Here is a 26,477-nt window from a genome sequence, read left to right as displayed (position 1 = left end):
GCTCACACCGTTGCCACTGGCGTCAGTGGCGATCCGACAGAACCGGGCAAACGCAGCGGCGGCGCTGTCAGGAAAAAGGCCGAGCGTTTGTGTTCGCGCAGGAACGCCGCCAGTTCGGCGAAATACCACAATTCGCCCAGATGGATACCCTGTTTGAACAGGCACAGGTTGTGCAGCGGTAGCGCCGGAAAGCTGTCGCCATCGGGTATGCGGGCAGGATACGCCTCGACCGCGAAGTTATCGGCGCAGATCGCAACCAGCCCGCTATCGGTGATCCAGTTCAGCAGCTTGTCGTCGCGTCCGTCCAGCACCGGACAGGATTTGGCCAGCACATCGCCGTCGGGTTTCCTGTTCATTGACAGGATCAGATCCGCAAAGCCGGTGTAAAGGCACAGAAAATCACCCGGCTCGATTTCGGCGCCCTGTTCGTCCAGCACGCTCATCAGATCGTCATAGCCCACTAGATGCCGCTCGCGGCCCCAGCGCGCTTCGAGATCCGCCATGACACCACGCCCCTGGACGCCGGACACCGCTAAGTTCTCGATCCCCAGCGCTTGCGCGCCCAGATCGCCGGTGCGATCGTCAGGGCCGACAATGTCGATCCCGGCGCGGTAGCCGTTGTAGTAGACTTTTTCCGGCACTCCGTCGCCATCGGCGTCAAACATCATTCCGACATGCGCCAGCGCATCCCATTGGGTGGAATATTGCGTGAACAGCGTCACCGCATCGTCCGAGATGACATCGCAATAGCAGCCCGACACCTGGCTCATCTCGTAGTTGAAATTGTGGCCGTCACCGCGCGGCTCGTGGTGGAACACCGGCTCGCGGCGCAGCGGGAACAGCACATTGCCGCCCGGATAGTCCAGGGGCAGCGACAGACAAAAGCTGTGCCCTTCTCGTATTTCGCGGGCGCCGCGCAGGCGGGACTCGGGGGTGATCAGATTCATGCGCCCGATCTGATCGTTGGGACCGAAATCGCCCCAGTTCGATCCCTCTGGGCGGTTTTTCCAACGCTGTGTCAATCTGGCGCTCCTTTTTTGTGTGTCGCAAGATCCGCCAGCGCCCTGGGGGCTGACAGTAGGTTGCGATCCTGTAGATCCGCTATCAAGCGGCGGAACATCGCTTCGGTATCCATGCAGCCGTCAAAGCCGGCCTGCCGCAGTTTGATCGTGCTGACCAGTGCCGGGGCGGGCTCGCGTTTGGCATGTGTGGCAAAGGTGAAATCCGCGTAGTGATGCGAATGGCCGATCATCGCGGCAAGGTCCGGCTGCACAAGCGCGTGATCCTTGGCGATCTTGCGCCATTTGTCTGCCTTGGTGGGCAGCACCTCGGCCAGCACGGCCTTTTGCGGGGGCGCGACTGCCAGCCCGGTTGCCTCGGCGATGGTGGACCAGACGTTCTGCCAGACAAAAACATCGCCATTGGTGATATTGAACGTCTCACCCGCCGCACGATCCGATTTGGCGGCCCAGATCAGCGCATCTGCGATCAGCCCCACATCGACTGCTTCCAACAGATAGGCAGGCCCGCCGGGAAAGGACAGCCCGCGGCCCTCTGCCGCGCAGAGCGCAGCCCAGACGCCCAGCACCGGGATCAGGTTCATCGCAACGCCAACGGCGTTTCCGAACACAACCTGCGGGCGCCAGATGGTCAGGGTGACATGACCCTTAGCCGCCTGCGCGCGCAGATAATCCTCTTGCAACCAATAGAAATTGGCGTGGTCGTGGCGCGGCCAACTTTCACGCGCGGGCACCGGAAAGGGGCGGATATGCACGCCATATGCCTTTGTGCCCTGAAACAGGGACACATGCGGGCGGTCGCCGCGCGCGGTCAGCGGCGCAATTACGGCGTCCAGCATGGCAAGGTTGGTGTCCATCTGCGCTGGTGATTGCCACCCCTTTACCAGATCAGGTTCTTCAAACAGGGCCGCATAAACCACATGAGTCACAGGCGGCAGCGTCTCCAGCGCAGCGCGACTGGTGGCGGGATCGGTCAGGTCGACGGCGAGATGGCGAAAATTGACATCGACCATCGGACGGCGGCGCGACAGTGCCGTCACCTGCCAGCCCTTGGCGGCAAAGGCAGCAACCGCCGCCTGCCCAATGACGCCCGACGCGCCTGCGATCAGAACGTGATCGGTCATACCTTATCCCCGTTGATTGAAACGTCGCCCGATCAAGCCGGCGGCGATGTTCACCTTCTGGATGTCGATGGAACCGCCAGCGATGCCCCAGCCGAAACTGTCGCGCACGCGCCGTTCCATTCCGTATTCGCGTGCGTAGCCGTAGCCGCCCATCAGCTGCATCGCAGCGATCGTCACTTCGCGCGTGATCTCGTTGGCCATGCATTTCGCCATCGCCGATTCATCCGATTTCGGCAGGCCGGTACCGGCATTCGCGGCGGCACGGTGGATCATCAGGCGAGAGGCCTCGACCTTGATCGCCATTTCGGCCAGACGCATCTGAACGGCCTGAAAGTCGATGATTTCCTTGCCGAACTGGCTGCGCTCCTGAACATAGGACTGAACCTGCTCCAGCGCGCCGGCCGCAACACCCAGCGCCATGGTTGCGTTACCGAGACGTTCCAGATTGAACAAGCCCATCAGTTGGGAGAAGCCTCCCGCGCCGATCAGCTGGTGATTGCGCGGCACGCGCACCTCATCCAGCATGATGTCGGCGGATGGCACACCGCGAAAGCCCATCAACCGCTCTTGCGGTCCAAAGGTCAGGCCGGGCGTGTCCTTGTCCACAAAGACCGCGCCGATACCCTTGGCGCCGGGGGTGTTGTCAAATCGGCAGAACACCACATAGCCCTGCGAATGGCCGGCACCCGAACACCAGCGCTTGGCGCCGTTGATCACGATTTCGTCGCCGTCGATACGCGCGTTGGTGCGCAGGTCGGTCAGCGCGGTGCCGGCCCCTGGCTCGGACATGCAGATGGCGACCATCATCTTGCCCTGCACCGAGGCGGGGACAACGCGCGCCGCCAGATCGGGATGGCCCAATGCTTCGACGATGCGCACGGGACCGGCCGACGTCTCGAACACCGGAAAGGCGACGCCGACCGACACCTTGGCGAACTCTTCCATCACCAGAAACGCGTCGAGGTGGGGCAGGCCCAGCCCGCCATGGTCCTCTCGTGTATTGACGCCCAGCACGCCCAGATCGGCATACCGCCGCATCCAGGTGTCGTTGATCGGATGGCCGGTTTCTTCGGTCTCGATCGCCAGTGCAGGAAGTTCGGCCTGCGCAAAGCGGCGCACGCTGTCCTGCAACTGTCTTTGATCGTCAGTCAGATTGAAATCCATAGGTTCCGCCTCACTCTTATTCGCTGAAATCAAACTGCCCGTTGCTTAGAACCTCGCGATCTTCCACGCGGGCCCTGAAGGCGGCTTGCCCAGCCCCTTGGGGCCACATGTCAATCGTGATCGCCTCACCGGGATAAACCGGGGCAGAAAATCGTCCTTCAAGGCCGCGTACGCGGGCCCCATCGGCACAGCAGAACCGGTCCATCAAGGCGCGACCGGCGATGCCGAACGTCGCCAGGCCGTGCAGGATGGGCCGGTCAAATCCGGCCATTCGGGCGGTCTCCGGATCGGCGTGCAGCATGTTGTAGTCGCCCGACAGACGGTAGATCAGCGCCTGTTCGGGACGGGTGGCAAGCGTGGTTGACGTCTCTGGCAGATCGGTCGGCTGCGCTTTGCGCTGGCGCGTTCCGGCGCCAGCGCCGCCAAATCCGCCTGCACCGCGGCAAAAGATCGTCATCCGCACCGTGGCATAATGCACATTCGTTTCGGCGTCGCGGATCTCGCGCCGGGCCGTGACCAGCGCGCCTTTGCCCTCGCCCTTGTCGACGACTTCGTCAATATGGGTCTGGGCAATGATCTCGCCCGAGACGGGCAGGGGGGTGCGTATTTGCATGGCCTGTTCGCCATGCACGACCTTGGTGTAATCAATACCTGTCTCGGGGCGTTTCATCCACGCTCCGTCATGGCCCAGCACGTTGACCATGGTGGGCATTGCCTGCTGGTCGCGCTCGCTGACGAAACGCAGCTGAACCTCGTCCACCGGATCGGCGCCATATCCCAAACCCAGCGCATACAGTGCACTGTCGCGCCAATCATAGCGCCGACGCACCGGGTCGATACGCATGTTCAGCAAGGCGTCCGGATCAAGGGGCATCAGACCGGATCCCATGCGATGACATCTGCCGACCGTTCCAATGGTGTCAGCCATGTGCCAAACGCATCGGGCAGCATTTCCGCAAGCGTATCGGCCGTCCAGCCGTCGCCGCGATGCAGCGTACGCACCGGGCGTGGCTGACTGAACAGATAAACCTCGTTGTTGCGGACGGAAAATATCTGGCCGCTGATCTTTTCCGCGGCATCTGAGCCAAGAAACGCAACCAAGGGCGCGATCTTTTCCGGTGTCATGCGCTTTAGCTTGGCAACGCGGATCTTGTCAGCTTCGGTTTCTGTCGGGATCGAGCTGACCATACGGCTCCAGGCAAAGGGCGCGATGCAGTTGGATCGCACATTCGAGCGCTGCATATCCATGGCAATTGACCGAGACAGGCCGACAATCCCCATCTTGGCGGCCATATAGTTGGCCTGTCCGAAATTGCCAATCAGCCCGGCGGTTGACGTCATGTGGACATAACTGCCGCTCTGCTGCTCTTTGAAATGCGGGGCGGCGGCGCGGCTGACGTTGAACGCGCCGTGCAAATGGACGTTCAGAACCGCCTGAAATTGATCAGGCTGCATTTTGTGAAAAATTGCGTCACGCAAAATGCCGGCATTGTTCACGATCAGATCGACGCGCCCGTAGGTGTCGATCGCTGTCTCGACAATGCGCTGCGCCGAGTCCCATTCCGAAACAGAGTCGGCGTTGCCCACCGCTGTGCCGCCCGCGTCGCAGATTGCCTGCGCCACCTCATCGGCCGCCGAGGCATTTTCGATTTCGCCCTGAAGGGTGACGCCAACATCATTCACCACAACCTTTGCGCCGTCGGCTGCCAGCCCCTTGGCGATGGCAGCGCCTACGCCTTGGCCCGCGCCGGTGACAATGGCAACCTTGCCGTCCAGTATCTTGCTCATCTCAAATCTCCTGTTTCATATCGTCGCCGCGGTGCCGAGGATCGCGGTTGCCTGGCTGGACAAAACGCCGCCATTGGCATGGGCCAGCGCCACCTCGGCGCCTGCAACCTGCCGCGCGCCGGCATCCCCACGCAGCTGGGTGACGGCCTCCAGCAGGGTGAAAATCCCGTACATACCCGGATGATTGCACGACAGACCGCCGCCATTCGTGTTCACCGGCACTGCGCCGCCCGGTGAAATGGCCCCGGAGGCGACGAAATCGCCGCCCTCGCCCTTGGTGCAGAACCCCAGATCCTCAAGAAACATCAGCGTGCAGATGGTGAACGCGTCATACAGCATCGCGTGATCGACATCTTTGATGCCAAGCGCGGCCTCGCGCAGTGCCGCAGCGCCGGATATGGCGGCGGCGCTGGTCGTCAGATCCGGCATTTGGGAAATCTGACGATGACTGACTGCAACCCCCGTGCCCAGAACATGTACTGGCAGGCGTGCCAGATCACGGGCCCGGTCAGCGCGGGTCAGAACCAGCGCTGCGCCGCCATCGGTGACAAGGCAGCAATCAGCTTTGCTCAGCGGATCGGACACCATCCGCGCGCCCAATACCTCGTCCAGCGTCAGCGGCCCTCGCTGTTGCGCATCGGGGTTCAGCTGTGCCCAAGCCCGCGCGGCCAGCGCCACCTGAGCCAGATGTTCACGAGTAGTGCCGAAGGTGTGCATATGCCGCGCCGCGGCCAGCGCATAGCTGGAAATCGGATATCGCGGCTTGTACGGCGCCTCGTAAGGTTGCGGGTCCGGCATTGGCACCAGCCGACCGCCGGCGCTGGCTTGATTGGAACCATAGCAAATCAGCGCCACGTCACACTGGCCAGCGTTCAGTGCCGACACCGCGCCGCGCAGATGGAACAGGAACGACGCGCCGCCCACCATGGTGCCATCCGCATGGCGCAGGTTCGGGCCAAGGCCCAGACGTTCGACCACGTTCAGCACCGGCAGGCCAGAGGTGGAATGCGCGCAATACAATGCATCCACATCGCCCAGCGTCAGGCCGCAATCCTCAAGCGCCAGAAATGCGGCCTCTTCCAGTTGGTCGTAGGCTGACCGTCCGGGCGCATGCCAGCGCCGCGTGTTGCCGATGCCGGCGATGGCGACCTTGCCGCGCAATGGATCGCTCATGCCGCGTCCGCCGGTGAAAAGACAACCATCGGTGATTGGCCACCCTCGACGCGTACGGTGACCGCTTGGCCGATGCGCACCGCTTCGGGATCGCCCTCGACACTGGCCATCATGCGCGGCCCCTCTGCCATCTCAATGATCGAGACGTTATGCGCGCCCTCGCGGTTGCGAACAGTGGTCGCGGAATAAACCGTCGCCTTGCCCGATGCCGGCACCATCCTGAGCATTGCGCCATGGCAGGCGCGGCAAGTCACGGCAGGCGGGAATTGCGCAGCGCCGCAAGTGTCGCAGTGCTGAATTACGAATTGCCCCTCTGCCAACGCGGCTTGCCATTGGGCATCAGGTCCGGGGCCATCAAAACGCGGATCTTGGGGCACTACGACGCCTCCTTATTGGTGATTGAGTTAAACCAGGCGGCATAGGCCAGCGCCTCGCCTGCGGGCAGATCACGTGCCGCGCGCCAGCCCTGGCGCAACCGGTGCGCCACGGGTGCAAACGCGGCGGCACGGCTGCGCGCCGCATCACGCGGTGCCTCGGCGCGGGTGGCGTGACCAATCGCGACCAACTCGGACAGGGGATCGGTGGCCAGCAGCACGCGCCGCGCGTTCAAAGCCCCGAGCCGAAGTGCGGCAAGCTCGGCCAGCGCGGGGATATCCGTGCCGTCGCATGTAGGATTGGCGCCCATGACGACGATATCCGCCAGCAAAATCAACGCGATACCGCGCGTGCCGACCGGCCCCTCCACCGATATACTTAGCAGGACCGGCGTATCTGCCAACAGCGGAACCCAGCCCGCAGGCCCGCCCAGATTTGCAGAAAGATTCCCCGCAATCATCAGGCATACCGCATCGCGCGATGCCTTGCGCAGAGCGCCGGTCAGCGCTGCATCATCGACGCCGCCGTCAATTTCGATCACCTGTGGCACAACCTTCTCCATTGCTCAGAACCCTTCAAAGCGGGGCTTGCGCTTGTCCAGAAAGGCGGCAATGCCCTCGCTCGCGTCAGAGCTGGCGAGAAGGCCGGACATCAGGGCGACTTCCTGCTCCAGTGCTGCGTTCAACGGTGCACCCCATGGCGCACGCATCGCAGCCTTGGCCGCGCGCGTGGCCAGCGGCGCCTTACTGGCGATGTCTTGCGCCAGCTCAAGCGACGCTGCAGCCAACGCGCCAGCGGGCACCACCATATCAGCAATCCCAGCGCGGCGCGCCGCAAACGCATCCTGCATGGTTCCCGTCAAGGCCGCGCGCGCCTGCGTGCCCAGCCCGGCGCGTGTCGCCCAAAGTTGCGTGCCACCTGCGCCGGGAATGAACCCCAGATTGATCTCAGGTTGCGAAAACTGTGCGGTATCGGCGGCGACGATCAGATCGCAGCTCAGCGCAATTTCGCAGCCACCGCCCAGACAATACCCCGCAACGGCCGCCACAACCGGCGTGCGGGTTGCGCGAATCGCATCAAAGGCGCGGCGGTTGATCGAATCAGGATAGGTGGCAGCAGTGTGGCCGGACAAAACATCGATATCCGCACCGGCGGAAAACACAGTGTCACCCCCGGTCAGGACGATGCAGCGCACATCTTGGGCCGCGTCGCACGCGCCCATGATCTGCGCCAGTTGTTCGAGCATCGGAACACTTAGCGCATTGCGCGCATCCGGCCTGTACATCGTGACAACCCCAACGACACCCTGCTGATCAAACCGGATCAAGTCCCCTGGTTTTGTTTGAATCGAGCTCATGGATTCTCCCCTTTGCGATAGGCTGACATACTAACTGGTATCTTAACAAGTGAAATTTTCAAAGCGACCAATGATGTCTTTCGGCGATGCGAACGGGCGCACGAAAAAAAGTTTCGTGCGAAAACTGGAGATAATAGGTAATATAATTATCAAATATGGACACAAAATCGAATATTTAGCGAGATCCCTCAGATAAACGTCCTGGCGAAAAATAGATCACAGAACGATTGACAAAATTACATACCAGTTAGTATTCTTGAGTTCAGTGGCATTGTGCGACTGCCATTCGGGCGCGGAAATGCGTCCGCAAGACAGCACGCAAACCGGCACAGCGGCGGGAGGGTCGCACAGGTTTGACGAGACGATCAGATTTGGTGGCACGTAAAGTGCGGCCGCTTATGGGAGGAAGAGAATGGTATTTTCGACATTCGCAAGAACAGCAGTCGTCGCCATGATGGCTGCAGGTTTGCTCGCATCCGGTGCGCAGGCGCAGGAGGATCCAATCAAGGTCGGCGTGATTTTCCCGCTCAGTGGCGGCGCAGGCCCGCAGGGCAAACATGTTAACTGGGCCATCGAAGCAATGGCCAAGATGATCAACGATGATGGCGGCGTGATGGGCCGTCAGCTGGAACTTATCAGCCGCGACGACGAATCGACGCCCGCTGTCGGCGTGTCGCGGGCGAACGAGCTGATTTCAGAAGGCGTCGACGTGATCATCGAAGGCTGGAACAGCCCCGTCACGTTGGCAATGCAGCCGGTCATCGCCCGCGCGGGCATCATGGATATAACGGCCATTTCCAAGGCCGATCCGATCCTGTCAGGCGAGGGCAATCCGCTGGCCGTGCGTCTGAACAGTTCTAACGCGCAGGACGGTGCCGTCGTTGCGCGATTCATTGCTGATGCGGGTGCCACGCGCATCGCCTTCCTGACCGAAAACGATGCCTATGGTACAGGCGCACAGGCCTCTATCGAGGCGTCCCTGAAAGAGATGGGATACGAGTACGAGAAGGTCGCAGAAGAGCTGTTCCCCTTTGATCAGGCCGATTTTCGCGTGCAGCTGTCAAATGTAAAGTCGGCCAATCCTGACATCACTATCGCGATCAACGCCAACGAAGGACTGGGAATGCCGGCCATCATTCGCCAATCCAAACGCAGCCGTCTGCCCGGCTCGCTGGTTGCGGCGGTAGGCACGGTGGCGCCCAGTGTGATCGAGGTGGCAGGTGATGCGTCCGACGGGTTGGTCGGCGCCGATATCTACTTTCCCAAGGTCGAGCCGTTCGCCTCAAACGAGGTGAACCAGCGCTTTATCGCGATCACAGAAGACCTGCACGACTATACGCCAGACAAATTTATGGCCCTTGGCGCAACAGCGCTTCAGGTCTGGGCGATGGCCGCGAATGATGTCCAAAGTCTTGAGAAAGAGGTGGTCGCGCCCCGTATCCGCGGCGGAGATTTCGAAAACACCATCCTTGGCGATGTCAGCTTTGGCGAGAACGGTCAGCTGAACAGCAACCATTACATCTTTGATGTGACCGATCAGCAGATCGTCGTTCGCGACAGCGCCAACTGATCGCAAGCAGGAGCGAGCGGGACCGATGAACAACATGTTCCAGACAGATGGCGGCACCCTCAGGGTCGAGGACCTGCGCGTGGCCTTTGGCGCCCTGGTCGCGCTGGAGGATGTCAGCTGGGAAGTGAACCCAGGTGAAATTCTGGGGATCATCGGTCCCAACGGCGCAGGTAAAAGCACCTGCTATAACGCTACAACAAACATGGTGAATCGCACCGGGAAAGTTGAAATAGACGGGCGCGAGGTTACAAATGTGCCCGCCAGCCGACTGGCCGCACTGGGTCTGCGGCGGGCGTTCCAGCAGAATGCCTTTTTCACCCATCTGACGGTGCTGGAGAACATGATCGCCGTCATTCAGTCAGAGCATGGGACCGGCCTGTTGGGCACGATTTTCCGCCCCTTGTCCGAGCATCGCAGGGCGGCGCATACCCGTCAGATTGCTTCGGGTGCGCTGGCGCAAATGGGCATACCGCCCGAATTCCACGATCGCCTGCCGGGTGAAATCCCCTACGGCACGCAGCGCATGTTGTCGATTGCTCTGGCCAACGGTACCGGCGCGCGCATCCTGCTGCTGGACGAGCCGGCCGCCGGGCTTGGCGGTGAGGATATGCGCGCGCTGTGCGACCGCCTGCTGGCGCTGCGTGCGGGCGGTATGGCGATCGTTGTCATCGAACATCACATGGACCTTGTCATGCAGATCACCGACCGCATTGTCGTGTTGGATCGTGGCAGGCGGCTGGCCTACGGCACGCCCACCGAAATCCGCCACGATCCCCACGTTCTCGAAGCATATCTGGGACGCGAAGAATGAGCGCCCCCAACCCCCCCACACCGGTTTTGGACGTGCGCAACCTGTCCGTTGTCTATGCGGGGAACCGCGCCCTGTCGGTTGCGCAATTCCAGCTGCACGAGGGAGAGTTGGCAGGCATCGTCGGCGCCAATGGTGCGGGTAAATCGACCTTTGCCAACGCTTTGCTCGGCTGGTCGCGCGGCGCGCCCAAGGTGACGGGCGATGTGCTGCTGGATGGTCAGTCGATCAGTGCCCTGAACACGCCCGAACGGGTGCGCCGCGGTCTGCTGCTGATCCCGGAAAGCGATCTTGTCTTTGCCACCATGAGCGTGGCCGAAAATCTGACGCATGCTGCCAGTCCAGCGCAGGCAAGTGGCCGACGAATTTATACCACGGATGAGATTTACGACCTATTCCCCAATCTCGCTGAACGGCGCGATCATCTGGGCGGACAACTGTCCGGAGGCGAGCGGCAGATGCTGGGCATTGCGCGGGCGCTGCGGCTGGCGCCGCGGGTGCTGATGCTGGACGAGCCGTCGATCGGCCTCGCGCCCAAGCTGGTGTCGGTGGTGCTGCAAACCGTGCGTACGCTGGTGAACGAGGGGCTGACCGTCCTTTTGGTCGAACAAAACGTCAAGGCCGCCATCCGCGCCGTTGACCGCCTGATCCTGCTGGAGCGCGGTCAGATCCTGGCCGAAGGCCCGGTCGAGGAGATGAAGGCAGATCCTCGTGTCGCCGACGCATATCTGGGAGCGGATTCATGAATTTTGCCCAACAGCTGATCAATGGTCTGGTGCTGGGTCATTCCTATGCCCTGATTGCCATCGGCTGGACCGTTCTTTTGGGCGTTGCCCGGCTGGTCAATTTTGGCCACGGGCAGATGTATATGGTGGGTGCTTTCGTGACCTGGTTTGTCATGTCTCGCTTTGGCCTGCCCTATGTCGTGGCCATCCCCATTGCCATGGCGGTCGGTATCGGCGTCGGCTACCTGATGCAGCGCACCATGCTGCAACTGACGGTCCGGCAGGATCTAGTATCGGTGATGATCGTGACCTTGGGCTTTGGCCATGTGCTCGAGGGTGTCGCGGCGCTGTTCTTTGGTTCGACCGGGCAGATTCTGGACACGCCGCTGTCGGTGCGCGACATCTATATCGGGGATATCTGGATCACATGGCAGGACATTGCCATCATCATCGTCGCGATCCTGTTCTTTGCGCTGCTGAAATATGTCGTCGAGAAAACCCGCGTGGGCCGTCTGGTCCGCATGGTGGCCGAAGACCCCAAGCTGGCGCTGCTGGCCGGTATTGATATCCGCAAGGTTTATTTGGGCGTCTTTGCGTTTGAAGGCGCCGCCGTGGCGATTGCCGCTGCTTTGATTGCGCCACGCACCCCGATCCTGACCTCGATGGGGTTTGATCAGGTCATCATCACGTTTGTCGTGGTGGTGTTGGGCGGGATCGGCAGCGTTACCGGCAGCTATGTGGCCGGTATCGCACTGGGTCTTTTTGCAGCGTTCTTTGGGGCTTACGTCTCGGCGGCTTATTCGACAGCGGCGATGTTTGTCTTTTTGATTGTCGTGCTGGTGGTGCGCCCCGGCGGACTTGCGTCGCGCCCGGGGGGCCATTGACATGCGCATGTTGACACCTCTTTCATGGCTAACAGGCCTTGGCCTGATATTGGTCGCCCCTGCGTTGCTGGGTGGTTCGGGCGCGGTTTACTCTGCCTTTGTGCTGATCGCGATCTTTGCGGTCATGTCCTACGGCCTTGATGTTATCATCTCGGACCTTGGCGAAGTCAGCCTGGCGCATCCGGTGTTCTTTGCCGCTGGCGCCTATGCATCAGCCATCGGGTCGTCGCGCTGGGGGTTTGATCCCATCACGACCCTGCTGCTTGCCATTGCCGCCGCCACGATCATTGCGACCGGAATCGGCATCGTCACATTGCGGATGCGGGAATTTGTCTTCTCGCTGGTCACGTATGCCGTAACGGTGGTTGGCATGACGCTGGCCGCGAACTGGTCGTTTCTGGGCGGCTCGGACGGCATTACCGGCATCCCTGTGTTCAAGATCTTTGGCTACAGCGCCCAAACGGACCGCGAATTGTGGCCCGTTGCCTGGCTGTTGCTGGTCGTCGCGCTCTATCTGGTGCGCTGTTTCCGCCGTTCGCGGCTGGGACAGGAAGCGATGACCGTGCATCTCAACCCGCGCCTTGCCACGATGTCGGGCATTGACCCGCACCGCGTGCGCATTCAGGTGTTCCTGTTTTCCGCGCCCATCACAGCGGTTGCCGGTTGGCTTTATTCCTATCAGCGCGCCTATATCAGTGCCGATGTGGTGGACATGTATTTCCTGATCCTGATGCTGACCGCCGTCGTGCTGATCGGCCGGCGCATCCTGCTGGCCCCTCTCATCGGTGTGGCCTTGATCCTGTGTCAGGAAAAGTTCCTGTCCTTCGGCGGCTATGTGGACCGGATCATTCTGGGATCGGTTCTGATTGTCGTCCTGTCCTTCATGCCGCGCGGTCTGGCGGGGCCAGTCAGCGATGTGCTGCGCTGGCTCAAGTACCGTGCTCAAAACATAAAAACATACACATCTAAAAAGGAGCCGCACCAGTGACTGTAATCTGGACCCCCAAGCTGAATGAAGACGCGCAGAAATGGCATGACATCGCCGCGCGCTTGAGCGACGAAAAATTCGGCCCTCTGGCCGAGGAGCTGGACCGCGATCAACGCTATCCGTGGGAGAGCATCGATGAGCTGGTGAAATCCGGCCTGGCCGGACTGTTTATTCCCACGGAATTCGGCGGCGGCGGCGCGCCCCTGACAGCCACCATTGCGGCGGTTGAACGTGTCGCCAGCGCCTGTTCGTCCACCGCCGCAATCTTGTGCGCCTGCCAGCTGGGCGCGTTTCCGGTTCTTCTGGGCGGTCGCGACGATCAAAAGCGCAAGTATTTGGGCGAAATGGCCCAAGGTACCGCCACCAGCTTTGCTTTGTCGGAACGATCGACCGGATCGGATGCCGCTGCCATCACCGCTACAGCCGACCGCGAGGGTGAAGGCTGGCGGATCAAAGGCGAGAAATATTGGATCGGCAATGGCGGGGCCTCGCGCTATTATGTGGTCTTCGCCAAGACCGACCCGAAGGCTGGCGGGCGCGGTATCTCGGCCTTCATGGTCGACAAGGAGGCCGAGGGCGTCAGCATCGACGAGCTGAACGACAAGATGGGTATTCGCGGCACTCAAACCTCTAATCTCAAGCTGGATACTTGGGTGGCGGCTGACGCCATGATCGGTGAAGAGGGACGTGCGCTGCGTCTGGCGTTGAAGACACTGAACGTGGGACGCATCATGGTTTCGGCACAGTCGGTTGGTCTGGCGCTGGCGGCATATCGTACCGCCGCAGAACGCGCGGTTGAGCGACAGGCTTTTGGCGGTCCGATCATCGAGAACCAAGGGATCGGGTTCAAACTGGCCGATCTGGCAACCGAAATTTCGGCTGCGCGACTGATGCTGTACGAGGCTGCCCGCGCCTATGACGCTGGCGAGGACGTGACCAACCTGGGCGCGATGGCCAAACTTTTTACATCCGAAGTGTCGCACAAAGCGGCGGATGTTGCGGTGCAGGTCTGGGGCGGCTTTGGCTATTGCAAGCCGAATGTGGCCGAACGGCTGTATCGCGACCAGCGGATTTTAGAGATCTACGAAGGAACATCCGAGATCCAGCGCCTTGTCCTGGCGCGTGCGGTACGTAAAAACGTGGAAAAGGCCGCGCAAGAGGCATCGGCCTGACCCCAACTGGAGAGTATCCATGTCCCGCGCCCAGCCCACCACCGACGCCGCAGCAGCAGCCCGCGAAGAAATCCTGCAGGCGGCTGCCGAGCTTTTTACCGATCTTGGCTATGCCATGACGTCGATTGACGCAATCGCCGAACGGCTGGGCGCGACCAAGGGGCGTGTCTACTACTACTTCAAAAGCAAGGCCGACATCTTCTTTGACATCCAGCGCGCTGCCATGGGTCGCCTGATGGCCGAGGTCGAACCGATCGCGCGCAGTGACCTTGGTCCCGCTGACAAGCTACGCGGCATGGCCGCTGCACATCTGGGAATGTTGCTGGCCGATCTGCCGATCCAGAAGGTGTCGGTCCAGGGCCTTGAGCGGTATTTGTTCCATTCATCGGGCTATCGCTATGTCAATGAATTGCGCGAAATAAATCAGCTGCGCGACACGTACGAGCAGATATTTGCCGAGGTCATAGATCAGGGCGCCCGTGAAGGCCTGTTCAATGACATGCCCCCCGCCTTTTAACCAAACCGTTCTTTGGCGCATTGAACTGGGTCACCGTCTGGTATCGCCCGCGCAAGATACAGGACGCCCAAAGCAACCGCATGATCGTGGAAACACTGGTTTCCTTCGCCATGCAAGGTATTCAGAAGGAAACGAACCATGAGCCAAAACAAGGCTGAGAGTCCTTTTTCAAACACTGTTTGGGACGCCTGCGAACTGTGGCCGCGTGACCGGATAACCGCGTATCAGACCGAACAGCTGAAAACCCAGTTGGTCCGCGTCGGACGCAACAGCGCGCATTACCGCGGGGTTTTCGCCGCATGTGGCTTTGATCCTGAAACTTTTGCATCGCTTGACGATTTGCGCCGTCTGCCGCTGACACGCAAAAAGGACTATGTGGCCGGGCTGGCCCAGGATCCGCCGTTTGGCACCTTCCGCGCGGTAGACGTCGAAGACGCGGTGCGCGTGCATTTCTCCTCTGGCACCACCGCAGCGCCCGCCCCGGTTCTATGGAGCGCGTTTGACGCGGATCGCTGGGCTGGCCTCTATGCGCGATATTTATATGCGCAGGGTTTGCGCAAAACCGACGTGTTTCATTGCATGTTCGGCTATTCATGGTTTGTCGGCGGCCTAGGCGCGTCGATGGCGGCGCAAAAACTGGGCGCGCTGGTCATTCCCGGCGGGTCTGTCGATACGCAGCGGCAGATTGACACGATCTTGCAGTACAAGCCCCGTTGCGTCATCGGCACGCCGTCGTTCATGGCCCATATCGCCGAGGCCGCCATCGCCCGTGGCATTGATCTGGCAAGTTCCAGCGTCGAGATGGTCTGCGTCGGCGGCGAGCCGGGCGCCAGCATCCCCGGCACCCGCGAGAAAATCGAGCGCCAGTTTGGCGCAAAGATGTTTGACTGCTACGGCGCGCTGGAATGTCAGCCAATCGGCTGGGATACCGCCGCCCAGACGGGCCCGACTCTGGCCGAGGATTTTATCTATGTCGAAATCCTGGACCCAAAGACGGACGAGCCTGTGCCTGACGGTACCCCTGGCGTGCTGGTTCTGACCCACCTGGACAAAGAGGCCTGTCCGCTGGTGCGCTGGTGGACCGGTGATATCGTGGTGCGCGATAGCACGCCCGCCGCTGACGGGCGCACTCATGCGCGGCTGGTCGGCGGCGTTCATGGCCGTGGTGACGACATGCTGATCGTTCGGGGGGTGAATTTGTTCCCCAGCGCGGTCGAGGATGTCGTGCGCGCCCACCCTGGCACCACCAACGAATATGTGCTGGTCGTCAACGACAGCATGAAAGACCCCAACACCGGGATGCTGCGCCGCATCACCTTGCGCGTCGAACGTGAAGACGCCGACGATGCCACGCTTGGCGATACGCTGAAGGCGGCGCTGCGCGCGCAGCTGAATGTCAGCTTCGAAGTTGAGGTGTTGGATGCCGGCGCTCTGCCCCGCACGGTCCACAAGGCAACCCGCGTCGTAAAGGAGTAGCCATGCCCACCCCCAAGCCCCTGACAGGCCGCCGCGTGATCGAATTCACGCAGTTCATTGCCGGACCGACAGCAGGTCAGCTACTGGCCGATTTCGGCGCCGAAGTGATCAAACTGGAACCGGCGCGCGGGGATGGATCGCGCGAATTGCCGGGAACCGAGTTCGGCAGCGCCTATTTCAGGTGCTTCAACACAAGCAAGAGCAGCCTTGTTGTCGATATGGGCAGCGAAGAGGGGCGGGCGCAGTTCGAGGCGCTGCTGACAGAGGCTGATGCGCTTTTGTGCAACCTTGCACCTGGTACCCTGCGCAAACTGGGGCTGGACGGCGACAGCTTGCGCAGGCGGCATCCGCATCTGGTGGTCACGTTGATCTCTGGCTTTGGCCAGCAGGATGATCGCACCTGCATGGACACGATCGCGCAATGCGAAAGCGGGTTTGCCTGGATGAATGGCAATCTGGATGGCACACCGCGTGTGTCCTCTAGCTGGCCGGTGGATTTCTACTCGGGGCTATACGCCTCATACGCCACGGCAATGGCGCTGATGGATCCTGCGACAAAGGGCACCGTCATAGACCTGACTATGTTGGAAGTGGCGTCTGCCATGTTGCTCGGCCCCGCCGCGATCCTGCTGATGGAGGGTGCGCAAATCGGGCCACCTTCGGGCAATCGCGACCGTGCATCGGCGCCGTCCGGCGTCTATCCCTGCGACGACGGCCATGTATACATTTATGGCGGGCTGGATGCCTATTGGGCGCGGCTTCGCCCGATTGTCGGCGGCGAAGACGCACCCAAGGCCGAGCGGCTGGCCCGCGCCGACGATTTTGACCTGATGATCGAGAACTGGACGCGCCAGCACAGCGTCGAACATGTGTTGGCGCAGCTTGGCCCCAGCGGCATTCCGTCGGGGGCCGTGCGAAAACCGGCCGACGGCATTGCGCGCATTCAGGCGCTGCGCCCTGGTGGCGGTGCCGAGGCATTATCGACGGGCGAGCATGTGCCCAGCTTTCCCGCTCTTTTTGATGGCGCGCGCATTGCCCGCGCGCCTGCGCCACTGCTTGGCAGTACCATCCCCGGATTTCAGCAAGGATCATCCTAATGAGCGTCTCAGATTTCACACCGCAACCGGTTTTGCAGGATGGTATTTTCACCGGACAAGGTGCCGTTGTCAGTGGCGCCGGCAGCGGTATCGGCCGCGCCATCGTACTGCGCCTGTGCGCGTTGGGAATGGCCGTGACGGGCATTGGCCGCCGCGAAGAGGCGTTGAAGGAGACCGCTGATTTATCGGCGGAGCTCTCCGGCACCTTTCACTTTGAGGCACTGAACGTACGCGACACCGAAGCGCTGGACGCGGCGCTGGCCCGCGCCGGGGACCAGCATGGCATCAACCTGCTGGTGAACAATGCCGGCGGGCAGTTCTTTGCCCCCGCGACCAAGATCAGCCGCAAGGGCTGGGATTCTGTGGTGGAACTGAACCTGAATGCTGTCTTCTCTGCGACCAAAGCGGCCTACCCCTATCTCAAGGCGACGCGCGGCGCCGTCGTCAACATTTCGCTTTCCGGGATAGATCGCGGCTCTATGGGGTTGGCCCATTCGGTCGCGGCGCGCGCAGGTGTGCTTGGACTGACCCGGACATTGGCGTTGGAATGGGCCAGCGATGGCATCCGGCTGAACTGCCTCGGCCCCGGCACCGTGGTAACCGCCGGCCTGTCGGACGAAGCCGCGCGCCGGATGCTGGACAGTCTCGTTGCGGCCACCCCGATGGGCCGCACCACAAGTGTCGAGGAGGTGGCAGAGCTGACCGCATTTCTCGCCAGTCCGGCAGGCGCGCTGATGACCGGCCAGCTGATACAGATCGACGGCGCTGCACATCTGGGGGCGGGCTTGCATATGATCAGTGGTGACAGCGATGAATGATCCCGCCCTCACCGGGATTCGGGTGCTTGATTTGTCGCGCGTTTTGGCTGGCCCCAGTTGCACCCAGACGCTGGCCGATCTGGGCGCAGAGGTTTGGAAGATAGAAAATCCCGTTGCCGGTGACGACACGCGCGGCTGGATGCCACCCGAGGTGGACGGCGAGTCGACCTATTTCATGTGCTGCAACCGCTCAAAGAAATCTGTCGCAATAGATCTTAAATCGCCCGAAGGGCGGCAGACATTATGCCGTCTCGCTGCCAAGGCGGATGTGTTGGTGGAGAATTTTCGGTCCGGCGCGCTGGCGGAATTCAGGCTTGATCCGGAAACCCTAGCGAAGGTCAACCCGCGCCTGATCTACTGCTCGATATCGGGCTACGGGCGCAGTGGGCCGCGTGCCGCCGAGGGCGGATATGATTTCACCATTCAGGCAGAAAGCGGTCTGATGGCGATCACCGGCCAGCCAGATGGCGAGCCGATGAAGCTGGGCGTTGCCATTTCGGATCTGGTCACCGGGATGAACGCGGTTCAGGCTATTCTGGCCGCCATCATCGCGCGCGAACAGACCGGTCGGGGCCAGCATCTGGATATTGCGCTGTTTGATTCCGCCGTCGCGCTGCTGGCCAACGTGGCGTCCGGCTACCTTCAGACCGGCAAGCAAAGCCCGCGCTATGGCAACGCCCATGCAACAGTGGTGCCCTACCAGTTGTTCGACTCGGCTGATGGCACTCTGGCCTTGGCCTGCGGGAATGACGGCCAGTTTCGGGCATTGTGCCAAGACGTGCTGGACCTGCCCAATCTGCCGCACGATCCGCGCTATACCCGCAACCGCGAACGCGTCAACAATCGCGACACACTGATCCCGTTGCTGGAGGCGGCATTTAAAACACGCAATACCGCAGATTGGCTGACCGATCTCAAGGCTGCCAAAGTACCGGGTGGCAAGGTTCGTACGGTGTCCGAGGTGTTTACGTCGCCGGATGTCATGGAACGGGGGATGATCACTGCGGTACCGGACACACTGCATGGCCAGCTGCGCCTTGTTCAGTCGCCCCTGCGGTTCTCCGACACGCCGGTGCGCGTGCCTGCGGCACCGCCGCGTCTGGGCGAGCATACCGAAGAGGTTCTACGCTGGCTTGGCGACCAAGAGATCCAAGAGGCGTGACGGTGGTGTCATCCTGAAGCGAGCAATTCGGTGCTGACAATGTGAGATGTGTACCATCGCGTCGCCCTGGGCATGGCCGAGCTGAAAGGCATGCTGACGGGTTTGTCTGCCGCCGGGCGATCCGTCTTTGCGTTCACCGATTTGGGCGATGGATGCATTGCGGATTGCATCCGGCGGGACCGACCAAAACCAAATACAAGCTGGCCTAAACGAGCATAGGAAGCGGCACAAAAGCGAGACAGATTTGAACGTGATCCGGCTGGGCATCACGGCGCCGACCTGACGTGTGCCCGCATCAGAGTGGTACTCACGCGGGGATTTCGGGTCGGGCTGACCCGCCGCTGGCCGAATTGGCGCCAGGATTGGGCAGGTCGTCGCCATTGCTACGGGACCGAATCCGGATCATATCCAATGACAACGGCGCCTAATACCATGTCGACAACGCGTTTGCGAAGGCGCTTTTGGCCAGATTTGGTATAGAGCCGACCGCCGAACGACGACGAGAATGTCGCCCTGTTGGACACATTGTAAAAGCTTGCTGAACTCGTCATCCAATGAAGTTCGAGTGGATCCGCATCCTCGCGCAAGACACCGCTGGCTTTGCCTCGCAGGCAAACGTCTGTCAGTTTGTCGATGATGGTTTTGTTGAGGTTGGGAATGATTGCCGACTTTTTTACATACTCGGCATTGTGAATGTTCTCGATCATTACCAATCGAATAAAATTCGGGTTGTTCGTATGTGAATCAAATGTTGCCTCTGTAAGCTTGCGCAAGGCTGCAACCGGCTCAAGATCGGCGACGTTCAGGGCCTTTTCCGTGTCACGCAGAGATGAATAGATTCCCTCGAGGACATGCTGATAGAGACCCTCTTTGTCGCCAAAATAGTAGTAAATCATTCGCTTCGAGGTCGACGTGCGACGTGCGATCTCGTTGATATTGGCGCCAGATAGCCCATGCGCCGCAAATTCTTCTGTTGCGATGGTCAAGATGTTTTCTCTGACGGCTTTGGGATCTTTCTTCCACGAAGTCCGCCGCTCTTGGGGCTGGCTCTCAGCGCTACCTTCCATTTCCGTGGCCTCATCCTTTTTCCGATTCTGATAGCTGAGTATCACTGATTTAACCCCGAAGTACATTTTAATTGACAAATTAACCCCGAGGTACAACAACGTTGCTGTGACTGACGGTCCGAGGAGACGAATCGTCGGTCAGGCAAACACCAAGGGAGGACAGGAATGTCTCGTAAGCTGATTGGCGCATTCGTTGCGTTCGGACTGAGCGCATGCGTTGCAACCGCTCAGGAATACCCCGCCAAGGAAATCCAGGGCATCATTCAATGGGGGGCCGGGGGATCGACAGATACTGTCATGCGCTCGGTCACGCCGCACGCCGAGGAAATCCTGGGTGGCACGGTTGTGATGCAGAACATGACTGGTGCCGTTGGCGCCATTGGGCTGAACTATGTGGCTGATGCCGAAGCTGACGGATACACGCTTATGATGGGCGCGGAAAATCCGCTGCTCTACAAGATCATGGGATTGGGCGACAAAGACTATTCCGCGTTCACACCGATCAACCTTCTTGCGCGTGGCACACCTATTCTGGTCGCCAACAAAGATGCGCCGTTTGATGATTATCCCGGAATGCTGGCCTATATTGCCGCTCATCCGGGCGAATTGAAAATGGGTGCAACCGGGCCGGGCGGTTTGCCGTCGGTGATCACCGCGATGATGAATACGGTCGAAGGCGATCTTGACGTGATTGCGGTGCCCTATGACGGCGATGGTCCCGCACTGACTGCGCTGCAAGGCGGTGCAATCGACGTGATGCCCGCCGTTCTGGGCGCTGCGATCGAAGGGGTCCGCGCAGGCGCCATAAAACCGTTGATGATCTTCGACATTGAAACTAACGCCACACTTCCCGAAGTTGCCGTCGCAACCGATGTGAACGCCGACTATTCGACCTACCTGCCTTGGGGTCCGTTCTTTGGTGTGTTTGTCAAGAATGGCACACCTGATGACGTTATCGCTAAGCTGACGACAGCCTATTCGACGGCCGCTGAGAATCCTGACTTTGTTGCTTTGATGGATGGCCGCGGTTTTACAATGATGAACATCAGCGGCGACGAAGCGACTGCCTTTCTGACAAAGTGGCAGCAAGGTACAGCCTGGCTTCTTGATGATGCCGGTCTGACAAAAAAGTCCCCGGAAGAGTTCGGAATCACCCGTCCGTAACATCCGCACTGCCCGAAATGATCTAAGATGGGCCCTTGGCCCATCGAAAATGGCGCCGCCCGCGCCGAAAATCGCTGGGCGGCGCATCGCGTTCGGGGCGAAGTTCCCCGCGTAACCCAGGGGGAGAAGAGGTTCATGAATCCGGATTTCAGAGGTGACAGCGATCATCACGACGGCACATCCGATGCAACGCCGGGCGGCTATGTTGAACAGCGCAGACCAGGCGAGTTGGGCTTTGCCCTTTTCCTGACGGCGGCCAGCCTATTCCTGCTCTATAGCGCCTACGGCATTTCCGAGTTCGAGGCGCTCTCTGCGCCGGGGGCTGTTCCAATGGCCACCACGCTTGTCATGGCGATTTCTGCCATGGTCGTGGCGTATCGCACCGCGCGACTAAAAAAGGTTCAATCCGAAACCCTGAGCGGGGACATCCTGCCAGGCAAAGTGCTTTTGTTCATCGGGTTCCTGATTGTCTTTGGTCTCTTGCTTAAACCGCTGGGATTCGTGCCCACGGCGGCGCTGTTTTTAATCCTGGCGATCAAAGTGCTGGCGCGCAAAGGGTGGGGCTACTCATTCGCGACCGCAATGAGCGCGTTGTTCATCATTTGGATCGTCTTCCGCGTGGTTTTTACGGTGCTCTTGCCGGCAGGCATCGTGCCAGAAGCCGAATTCATCCAATTGTTCCGCAATCTTGTGTCCAGCGGAGCCAATTGATGGATATTTTCCTCGCCATGGTCATGGTGTTCCTCCAGCCCGAGCTTTTGATTCTGGTCGGCGTCGGCACGTTCGCTGGCATCTATATCGGTGCTATTCCCGGTCTGTCGGTCACGATGGCAGTCTCGATCCTGATATCATTCACCTTTTCCTGGGACGTCTATCCCGCGATTTCGCTGATGGTCGGAATCTATATGGGGGGTGTCTATGGTGGTTCGCGCACGGCGATCCTGTTGAACATCCCCGGCGCGCCATCTGCCATCGCCACCGCCATGGACGGCTATCCGATGGCGCAAAAAGGCGAAGCGGGGCAAGCCATCGGCGTGACGACGGTCATGTCGTTTTTCGGCGGCCTGATCGGTATCATCGTGCTGGCCGTCGCCGCCCCCTTTGTGTCGGATTTCGCGCTAAAGTTTCAACCACGAGACTATATGCTGCTGGCCGTACTTGGGATTCTTCTGGTCGGATCGCTCTCAAGCGGTTCACTGGTCAAAGGCATCTTTGCGGGTGCTTTGGGTATCGCGATCGGCGCAGTTGGCCGTGATCCACTGACGTTCACTGAGCGCTTCACCTTTGATCTGCGGATCATGGAAGGCGGGATTTCATTCATTGCCGTGATGATCGGGATGTTCGGTGTCTCCGAAGCGCTTCAACAATTGCAGAACGTCAACATGAAGGCGGTTCGTCAGAAGATAGACAGGATTGTTCCGTCTTTTGGAACCATCAAAAGATATCTACCGCTTTCGCTGCAAACTTCGAGCATTGGTGTCATCATAGGTGCCCTGCCGGGTACCGGCGGAGATATTGCAGCACTCATGGCTTATGATCACGCCAAGCGGGTGACAAAAAACCCCGAAGTGCCATTTGGCAAGGGCGCGATGGAGGGGCTTGTCGCCCCAGAGACCGCCAACAACGCGGCTGTGGGGGGGGCGTTTATCCCGATGATGACCCTTGGAATCCCCGGCGACGCGGTGACGGCCATCATGATTGGCGCGTTGTTTATCCACGGCCTGAACCCCGGTCCGATGCTGATGATCGACCAACCGGACATGTTCTGGTTCATCGTTGGCGCGTTGTTCACAGCCAACATCTTTATGCTGATTTTTGGTCTGACCGGCATCAAGGTCTTTACTAAAATCGTTGAGATGCCGCGTGCGATCATCATCCCCCTGATTCTTTTGTTGTCGATCGTCGGGGCCTATGCGGTGAACAACTCGATCACGGATGTCTACTGGATGCTGGGCTTTGGCGTCTTTGGCTATTTTATGCGCCACTACGGCTATCCGTTGGGTCCGGTGATCCTGGGGGTGATCCTGTCACGGCTACTCGACGAAAACTGGCGGCGCGCTATCATCTCGGAACGTGAGGATTTGGGCCGCTTTTTCGAAGGTATCCTGACCAGCCCACTTTCGTTTGTTCTGTTCAGCTCGGTCATCCTGATTTTTGTCAGTCAAACGCCCCTGTGGGCTGCCACCAAGACCCGCTTGTCGGGAAAGGCATCGTCATGACCGCCGCGGCGCCATCGCTTATCAAGCTTGGCTTGATTGGGGATAACATCAACCGATCAAAGTCCCCGAGACTGCATCGCACAGCCGGGGCGTTGACAGGTCAACAGATCACCTATGACCGGTTGATCCCAAAGGACATGGGACTGACCTTTGATGAGGTCTTTGACCAAGCGTATTCATCGGGGTTTCGCGGGATAAATATCACCTATCCATACAAGGAAACCGTGACTGCAAAAGTGACGGTGAGCGATCCGCTGGTACGCGCTATCGGGGCCGTCAACACGGTGGTTTTTAACGCCGATGGTCCCAAAGGGTTCAACACTGACTACACAGGTTTCATGAGCGCCTACATGCTGGTGCGCGGCGATCAGAATCCCGGTACCGTTTGCCTGATCGGGACGGGCGGTGTCGGCAAAGCAGTTGCCTTTGGTCTGATCGGGCTCAATGCCAGGACTATCCGCTGCGTGGATCTGGATTCTGACAAGGCCAAGGCGCTGGCTGACGCTTTACGCGCCTTGGGGTCCGCCACTCGGATCGAGACCGCAAACGATGCTGTTACCGCCGCGCACGATGTCGACGGCATCGTCAACTGCACACCTTTGGGGATGGTTGGCATCGGCGGGACGCCGTTGCCCGCTGAGGCGATGCAGAATGCCACTTGGGTATTTGATGCAGTTTACACGCCGATTGACACCCAGTTTCTACAGGATGCGACCCGTAGCGGACTTGCGGTAATCTCAGGCTACGAGCTGTTTTTCGGACAGGGCGTCGATGCCTGGGATATCTTTACCGGCATCCCGCTCGACCAGGCGGCACTACGCGACGCCATTCAAGGAGACGAGATATGAAGACCTCAATCGCGACCGTATCCATCTCGGGCAATTTGCCCGAGAAACTGGAAGCCATCGCAGCAGCAGGTTTTGACGGCCTCGAAATTTTTGAACAGGATTTTATCGCCCACGACGGCAATCCGCGTGATGTCGGTGATCTGATCCGGTCAATGGGCCTGGAAATTACGCTGTTCCAACCGTTTCGCGATTTCGAAGGTTTGCCGGAACCCCTGCGCGCAAAGGCGTTTGATCGCGCTGAGCGCAAATTTGACCTGATGCAGGAGTTGGGGACCGATCTGCTACTGGTCTGCTCAAGCTGCCACGCTGACGCGCTCGGAGGCATCGACCGAGCGGCGGCGGACTTTGCAGAACTGGGCGAACGCGCTGCCAAACGCGGATTGCGCGTGGGATTCGAGGCCCTGGCATGGGGGCGGCATGTGAACGACCACCGGGATGCCTGGGAGGTGGTCCGGCGGGCTGATCATGAAAATGTCGGGCTTATTCTTGACAGTTTTCATACGCTGGCGCGCAAGATTGACCCCGAAACCATCCGGCGGATTCCGGGCGACAAGATATTCTTTGTGCAACTGGCAGATGCGCCACAGATTGAAATGGATTTGCTGTATTGGTCGCGGCATTTTCGCAATATGCCGGGCGAAGGTGATCTGGCCGTTTCCGATTTTATGAATGCTGTGATGGCGACCGGCTATGGTGGGCCGATCTCGCTCGAAATCTTCAATGATCAATTCCGGGGCGGGCAGCCCCGGACAGTCGCCAAAGATGGCTACCGATCGCTTGTTGCCTTGATGGATGATGTGCGTCGAGCGGGTGTTGCCGCTAATCCTGATGTGCCATTGATGCCGGCTCGCTCCAAAGTGGGTGGCGTCTCATTTGTGGAGTTTGCGACACGCGGTGATGAAGCTGACACATTGGAAACAGTGTTGAAAACCCTTGGTTTTCAGCAGTCCGGTACACATATCGCCAAGAAACTGGTGCTTTGGACCCAAGGCGATATTCGGATTATTGTGAACCGCGAAACCACCGGATTTGCGAGCAGCGCCTATACAATGCATGGCACAACCGTCTGTGATATAGGGATCTCGGTTGATGCCGCCGCCAAAACAGTGGAGCGGGCCCAACATCTAGGCGCTGATCCGTTCAAGCAGCCCATCGGGCCGGGCGAACTTGCTATTCCAGCGATCCGGGGGCTGAGTGGCAGCGTCCTGCACTTCATAGACGAAACCTCTGGGCTGCTGGATGTCTGGTCGGTCGAATTCACCAACAACGCGGCCAACGGCGTTGGCGCGGGCCTGCAACGTATTGACCACCTCGCGCAAACCATGAGCTACGATGAGATGCTTAGCTGGTCATTGTTCTATACCACGCTGTTCCAAATGGAGAAATCACCGATGGTTGATGTGGTTGACCCTGACGGGTTGGTGCGCAGCCAAGCTCTTGAAACACCAGATGGGGCGTTTCGAATTACCTTGAATGGGGCGGAAACGCATCGGACGATGGCTGGGAACTTTCTGGCAGACAGTTTTGGCGCCTCGGTGCAGCACATCGCGCTGGCCAGCGACGATATCTTTGCAACAAGCGCGGCAATGGCCGGGCAAGGTTTTAGTCCGTTACCGATATCCGAGAACTATTACGCTGATCTCGCGGCGCGCTTCAGCCTCGATCCAGAGATGCTGGCCGCGCTGCGAGCGGGCAACATCCTCTATGACGAGGACGCGACCGGCGCCTATTTTCAGTTTTATTCCCGACCCTATGCAGGCGGAATGTTCTTTGAGGTCGTTGAGCGGCGCGGGGGTTACAAAGGATATGGCGCGCCCAATGCACCGTTTCGGATCGCCGCACAGAAAAGGCTGATGCGCCCCAAAGGAATGCCAAAGCAGTGAGTGAACATCTGGCGCGGGTCGCAGTATCCCATGCCTGGGACACTGCGAATCCGGCGGTCACTGACGTGCTCTGACCACA

26 protein-coding genes are annotated in these 26,477 nt (G+C 59.9%); 16 read left to right on the top strand and 10 right to left on the bottom strand.

Features of this window, described 5'->3' with window-relative positions; all coding sequences use genetic code 11:
* Positions 1–2: 2 nt before the first annotated feature.
* From IMCC21224_RS21090 to IMCC21224_RS21050, 9 genes are read right to left on the bottom strand one after another with little or no spacing between them, the layout of a single operon-like run.
* Positions 3–1,022 carry a cyclase family protein gene (locus IMCC21224_RS21090; RefSeq protein ID WP_047997536.1) on the bottom strand — a complete coding sequence of 340 codons (1,020 nt, stop codon included), beginning with the start codon at positions 1,020–1,022 and terminating at the stop codon, positions 3–5.
* Complete coding sequence (locus IMCC21224_RS21085) at positions 1,019–2,143, bottom strand: NAD-dependent epimerase/dehydratase family protein (protein WP_047997535.1); 1,125 nt, start codon at positions 2,141–2,143, stop codon at positions 1,019–1,021. The genes IMCC21224_RS21090 and IMCC21224_RS21085 overlap by 4 nt, the downstream gene beginning before the upstream one ends.
* A gap of 3 nt (positions 2,144–2,146) precedes the next feature.
* Complete coding sequence (locus tag IMCC21224_RS21080; RefSeq protein ID WP_047997534.1) at positions 2,147–3,307, bottom strand: acyl-CoA dehydrogenase family protein; 1,161 nt, start codon at positions 3,305–3,307, stop codon at positions 2,147–2,149.
* A 16-nt stretch (positions 3,308–3,323) separates the two neighbouring features.
* Positions 3,324–4,181, bottom strand: a complete 858-nt coding sequence (locus tag IMCC21224_RS21075; RefSeq protein ID WP_047997666.1) for a MaoC/PaaZ C-terminal domain-containing protein — start codon at positions 4,179–4,181, stop codon at positions 3,324–3,326.
* Complete coding sequence (locus tag IMCC21224_RS21070; protein WP_047997533.1) at positions 4,181–5,095, bottom strand: SDR family NAD(P)-dependent oxidoreductase; 915 nt, start codon at positions 5,093–5,095, stop codon at positions 4,181–4,183. Before IMCC21224_RS21070 ends, IMCC21224_RS21075 begins: the two co-directional genes overlap by 1 nt.
* 15 nt (positions 5,096–5,110) lie before the next feature.
* Positions 5,111–6,268 (bottom strand): acetyl-CoA acetyltransferase, encoded by a 1,158-nt coding sequence (locus IMCC21224_RS21065; RefSeq protein ID WP_047997532.1) that lies wholly within the window; start codon positions 6,266–6,268, stop codon positions 5,111–5,113.
* Positions 6,265–6,645, bottom strand: coding sequence for a Zn-ribbon domain-containing OB-fold protein (locus tag IMCC21224_RS21060; RefSeq protein WP_047997531.1), 381 nt, complete (start codon positions 6,643–6,645; stop codon positions 6,265–6,267). The genes IMCC21224_RS21065 and IMCC21224_RS21060 overlap by 4 nt, the downstream gene beginning before the upstream one ends.
* A complete protein-coding gene (locus IMCC21224_RS21055; protein ID WP_047997530.1) occupies positions 6,645–7,205 on the bottom strand; it encodes a hypothetical protein in 561 nt (186 codons plus the stop codon). The genes IMCC21224_RS21060 and IMCC21224_RS21055 overlap by 1 nt, the downstream gene beginning before the upstream one ends.
* Before the next feature lie 3 nt (positions 7,206–7,208).
* Complete coding sequence (locus IMCC21224_RS21050) at positions 7,209–8,000, bottom strand: enoyl-CoA hydratase/isomerase family protein (RefSeq protein ID WP_047997529.1); 792 nt, start codon at positions 7,998–8,000, stop codon at positions 7,209–7,211.
* Positions 8,001–8,451: 451 nt separating this feature from the next.
* Here IMCC21224_RS21050 and IMCC21224_RS21045 point away from each other — a divergent pair, with 451 nt between their 5' ends.
* The 11 genes from IMCC21224_RS21045 (at position 8,452) to IMCC21224_RS20995 (ending at position 19,217) form a co-directional block, all read left to right on the top strand.
* Positions 8,452–9,570 (top strand): ABC transporter substrate-binding protein, encoded by a 1,119-nt coding sequence (locus tag IMCC21224_RS21045; protein ID WP_047997528.1) that lies wholly within the window; start codon positions 8,452–8,454, stop codon positions 9,568–9,570.
* Between the two features lie 25 nt (positions 9,571–9,595).
* Complete coding sequence (locus IMCC21224_RS21040) at positions 9,596–10,381, top strand: ABC transporter ATP-binding protein (RefSeq protein ID WP_053079127.1); 786 nt, start codon at positions 9,596–9,598, stop codon at positions 10,379–10,381.
* A complete protein-coding gene (locus IMCC21224_RS21035) occupies positions 10,378–11,124 on the top strand; it encodes an ABC transporter ATP-binding protein (RefSeq protein WP_047997527.1) in 747 nt (248 codons plus the stop codon). The genes IMCC21224_RS21040 and IMCC21224_RS21035 overlap by 4 nt, the downstream gene beginning before the upstream one ends.
* A complete protein-coding gene (locus IMCC21224_RS21030) occupies positions 11,121–11,987 on the top strand; it encodes a branched-chain amino acid ABC transporter permease (protein WP_047997526.1) in 867 nt (288 codons plus the stop codon). Before IMCC21224_RS21035 ends, IMCC21224_RS21030 begins: the two co-directional genes overlap by 4 nt.
* 7 nt (positions 11,988–11,994) lie before the next feature.
* Positions 11,995–12,975 carry a branched-chain amino acid ABC transporter permease gene (locus tag IMCC21224_RS21025; protein ID WP_197089274.1) on the top strand — a complete coding sequence of 327 codons (981 nt, stop codon included), beginning with the start codon at positions 11,995–11,997 and terminating at the stop codon, positions 12,973–12,975.
* Positions 12,972–14,147 (top strand): acyl-CoA dehydrogenase family protein, encoded by a 1,176-nt coding sequence (locus tag IMCC21224_RS21020; RefSeq protein WP_047997524.1) that lies wholly within the window; start codon positions 12,972–12,974, stop codon positions 14,145–14,147. Before IMCC21224_RS21025 ends, IMCC21224_RS21020 begins: the two co-directional genes overlap by 4 nt.
* A gap of 19 nt (positions 14,148–14,166) precedes the next feature.
* The gene (locus tag IMCC21224_RS21015; RefSeq protein WP_197089273.1) at positions 14,167–14,664 is read left to right on the top strand and encodes a TetR/AcrR family transcriptional regulator; all 498 of its coding nucleotides are present in this window, start codon (positions 14,167–14,169) and stop codon (positions 14,662–14,664) included.
* Between the two features lie 138 nt (positions 14,665–14,802).
* On the top strand, positions 14,803–16,140 hold the full coding sequence (locus tag IMCC21224_RS21010) for a phenylacetate--CoA ligase family protein (RefSeq protein ID WP_047997523.1): 1,338 nt from the start codon (positions 14,803–14,805) through the stop codon (positions 16,138–16,140).
* Positions 16,141–16,142: 2 nt separating this feature from the next.
* A complete protein-coding gene (locus IMCC21224_RS21005; protein ID WP_047997522.1) occupies positions 16,143–17,237 on the top strand; it encodes a CoA transferase in 1,095 nt (364 codons plus the stop codon).
* A complete protein-coding gene (locus IMCC21224_RS21000; RefSeq protein ID WP_047997521.1) occupies positions 17,237–18,055 on the top strand; it encodes an SDR family NAD(P)-dependent oxidoreductase in 819 nt (272 codons plus the stop codon). The genes IMCC21224_RS21005 and IMCC21224_RS21000 overlap by 1 nt, the downstream gene beginning before the upstream one ends.
* Complete coding sequence (locus IMCC21224_RS20995) at positions 18,048–19,217, top strand: CaiB/BaiF CoA-transferase family protein (protein WP_047997520.1); 1,170 nt, start codon at positions 18,048–18,050, stop codon at positions 19,215–19,217. Before IMCC21224_RS21000 ends, IMCC21224_RS20995 begins: the two co-directional genes overlap by 8 nt.
* Positions 19,218–19,600: 383 nt before the next feature.
* Here IMCC21224_RS20995 and IMCC21224_RS20990 read toward each other — a convergent pair whose 3' ends face one another.
* Positions 19,601–20,284 (bottom strand): TetR/AcrR family transcriptional regulator, encoded by a 684-nt coding sequence (locus IMCC21224_RS20990; RefSeq protein ID WP_047997519.1) that lies wholly within the window; start codon positions 20,282–20,284, stop codon positions 19,601–19,603.
* A gap of 165 nt (positions 20,285–20,449) precedes the next feature.
* Here IMCC21224_RS20990 and IMCC21224_RS20985 point away from each other — a divergent pair, with 165 nt between their 5' ends.
* The 5 genes from IMCC21224_RS20985 to IMCC21224_RS20965 all read left to right on the top strand — a co-directional run bounded on the left by IMCC21224_RS20985 (position 20,450) and on the right by IMCC21224_RS20965 (position 26,398).
* Entirely contained in the window at positions 20,450–21,448 is a 999-nt protein-coding gene (locus IMCC21224_RS20985) for a tripartite tricarboxylate transporter substrate binding protein (RefSeq protein ID WP_047997518.1), read from the top strand.
* A 135-nt stretch (positions 21,449–21,583) separates the two neighbouring features.
* A complete protein-coding gene (locus tag IMCC21224_RS20980; protein WP_047997664.1) occupies positions 21,584–22,159 on the top strand; it encodes a tripartite tricarboxylate transporter TctB family protein in 576 nt (191 codons plus the stop codon).
* Positions 22,159–23,667 (top strand): tripartite tricarboxylate transporter permease, encoded by a 1,509-nt coding sequence (locus IMCC21224_RS20975; RefSeq protein ID WP_047997517.1) that lies wholly within the window; start codon positions 22,159–22,161, stop codon positions 23,665–23,667. Before IMCC21224_RS20980 ends, IMCC21224_RS20975 begins: the two co-directional genes overlap by 1 nt.
* Positions 23,664–24,515: a shikimate dehydrogenase gene (locus tag IMCC21224_RS20970; protein WP_047997516.1), complete on the top strand. Its 852-nt coding sequence runs from the start codon at positions 23,664–23,666 to the stop codon at positions 24,513–24,515. The genes IMCC21224_RS20975 and IMCC21224_RS20970 overlap by 4 nt, the downstream gene beginning before the upstream one ends.
* Positions 24,512–26,398: a bifunctional sugar phosphate isomerase/epimerase/4-hydroxyphenylpyruvate dioxygenase family protein gene (locus IMCC21224_RS20965; protein WP_047997515.1), complete on the top strand. Its 1,887-nt coding sequence runs from the start codon at positions 24,512–24,514 to the stop codon at positions 26,396–26,398. Before IMCC21224_RS20970 ends, IMCC21224_RS20965 begins: the two co-directional genes overlap by 4 nt.
* Positions 26,399–26,477: the final 79 nt, after the last annotated feature.

The organism is Puniceibacterium sp. IMCC21224 (assembly GCF_001038505.1).
Lineage (GTDB): Bacteria > Pseudomonadota > Alphaproteobacteria > Rhodobacterales > Rhodobacteraceae > Puniceibacterium.
This window is presented reverse-complemented; position numbering and strand designations above follow the sequence as displayed.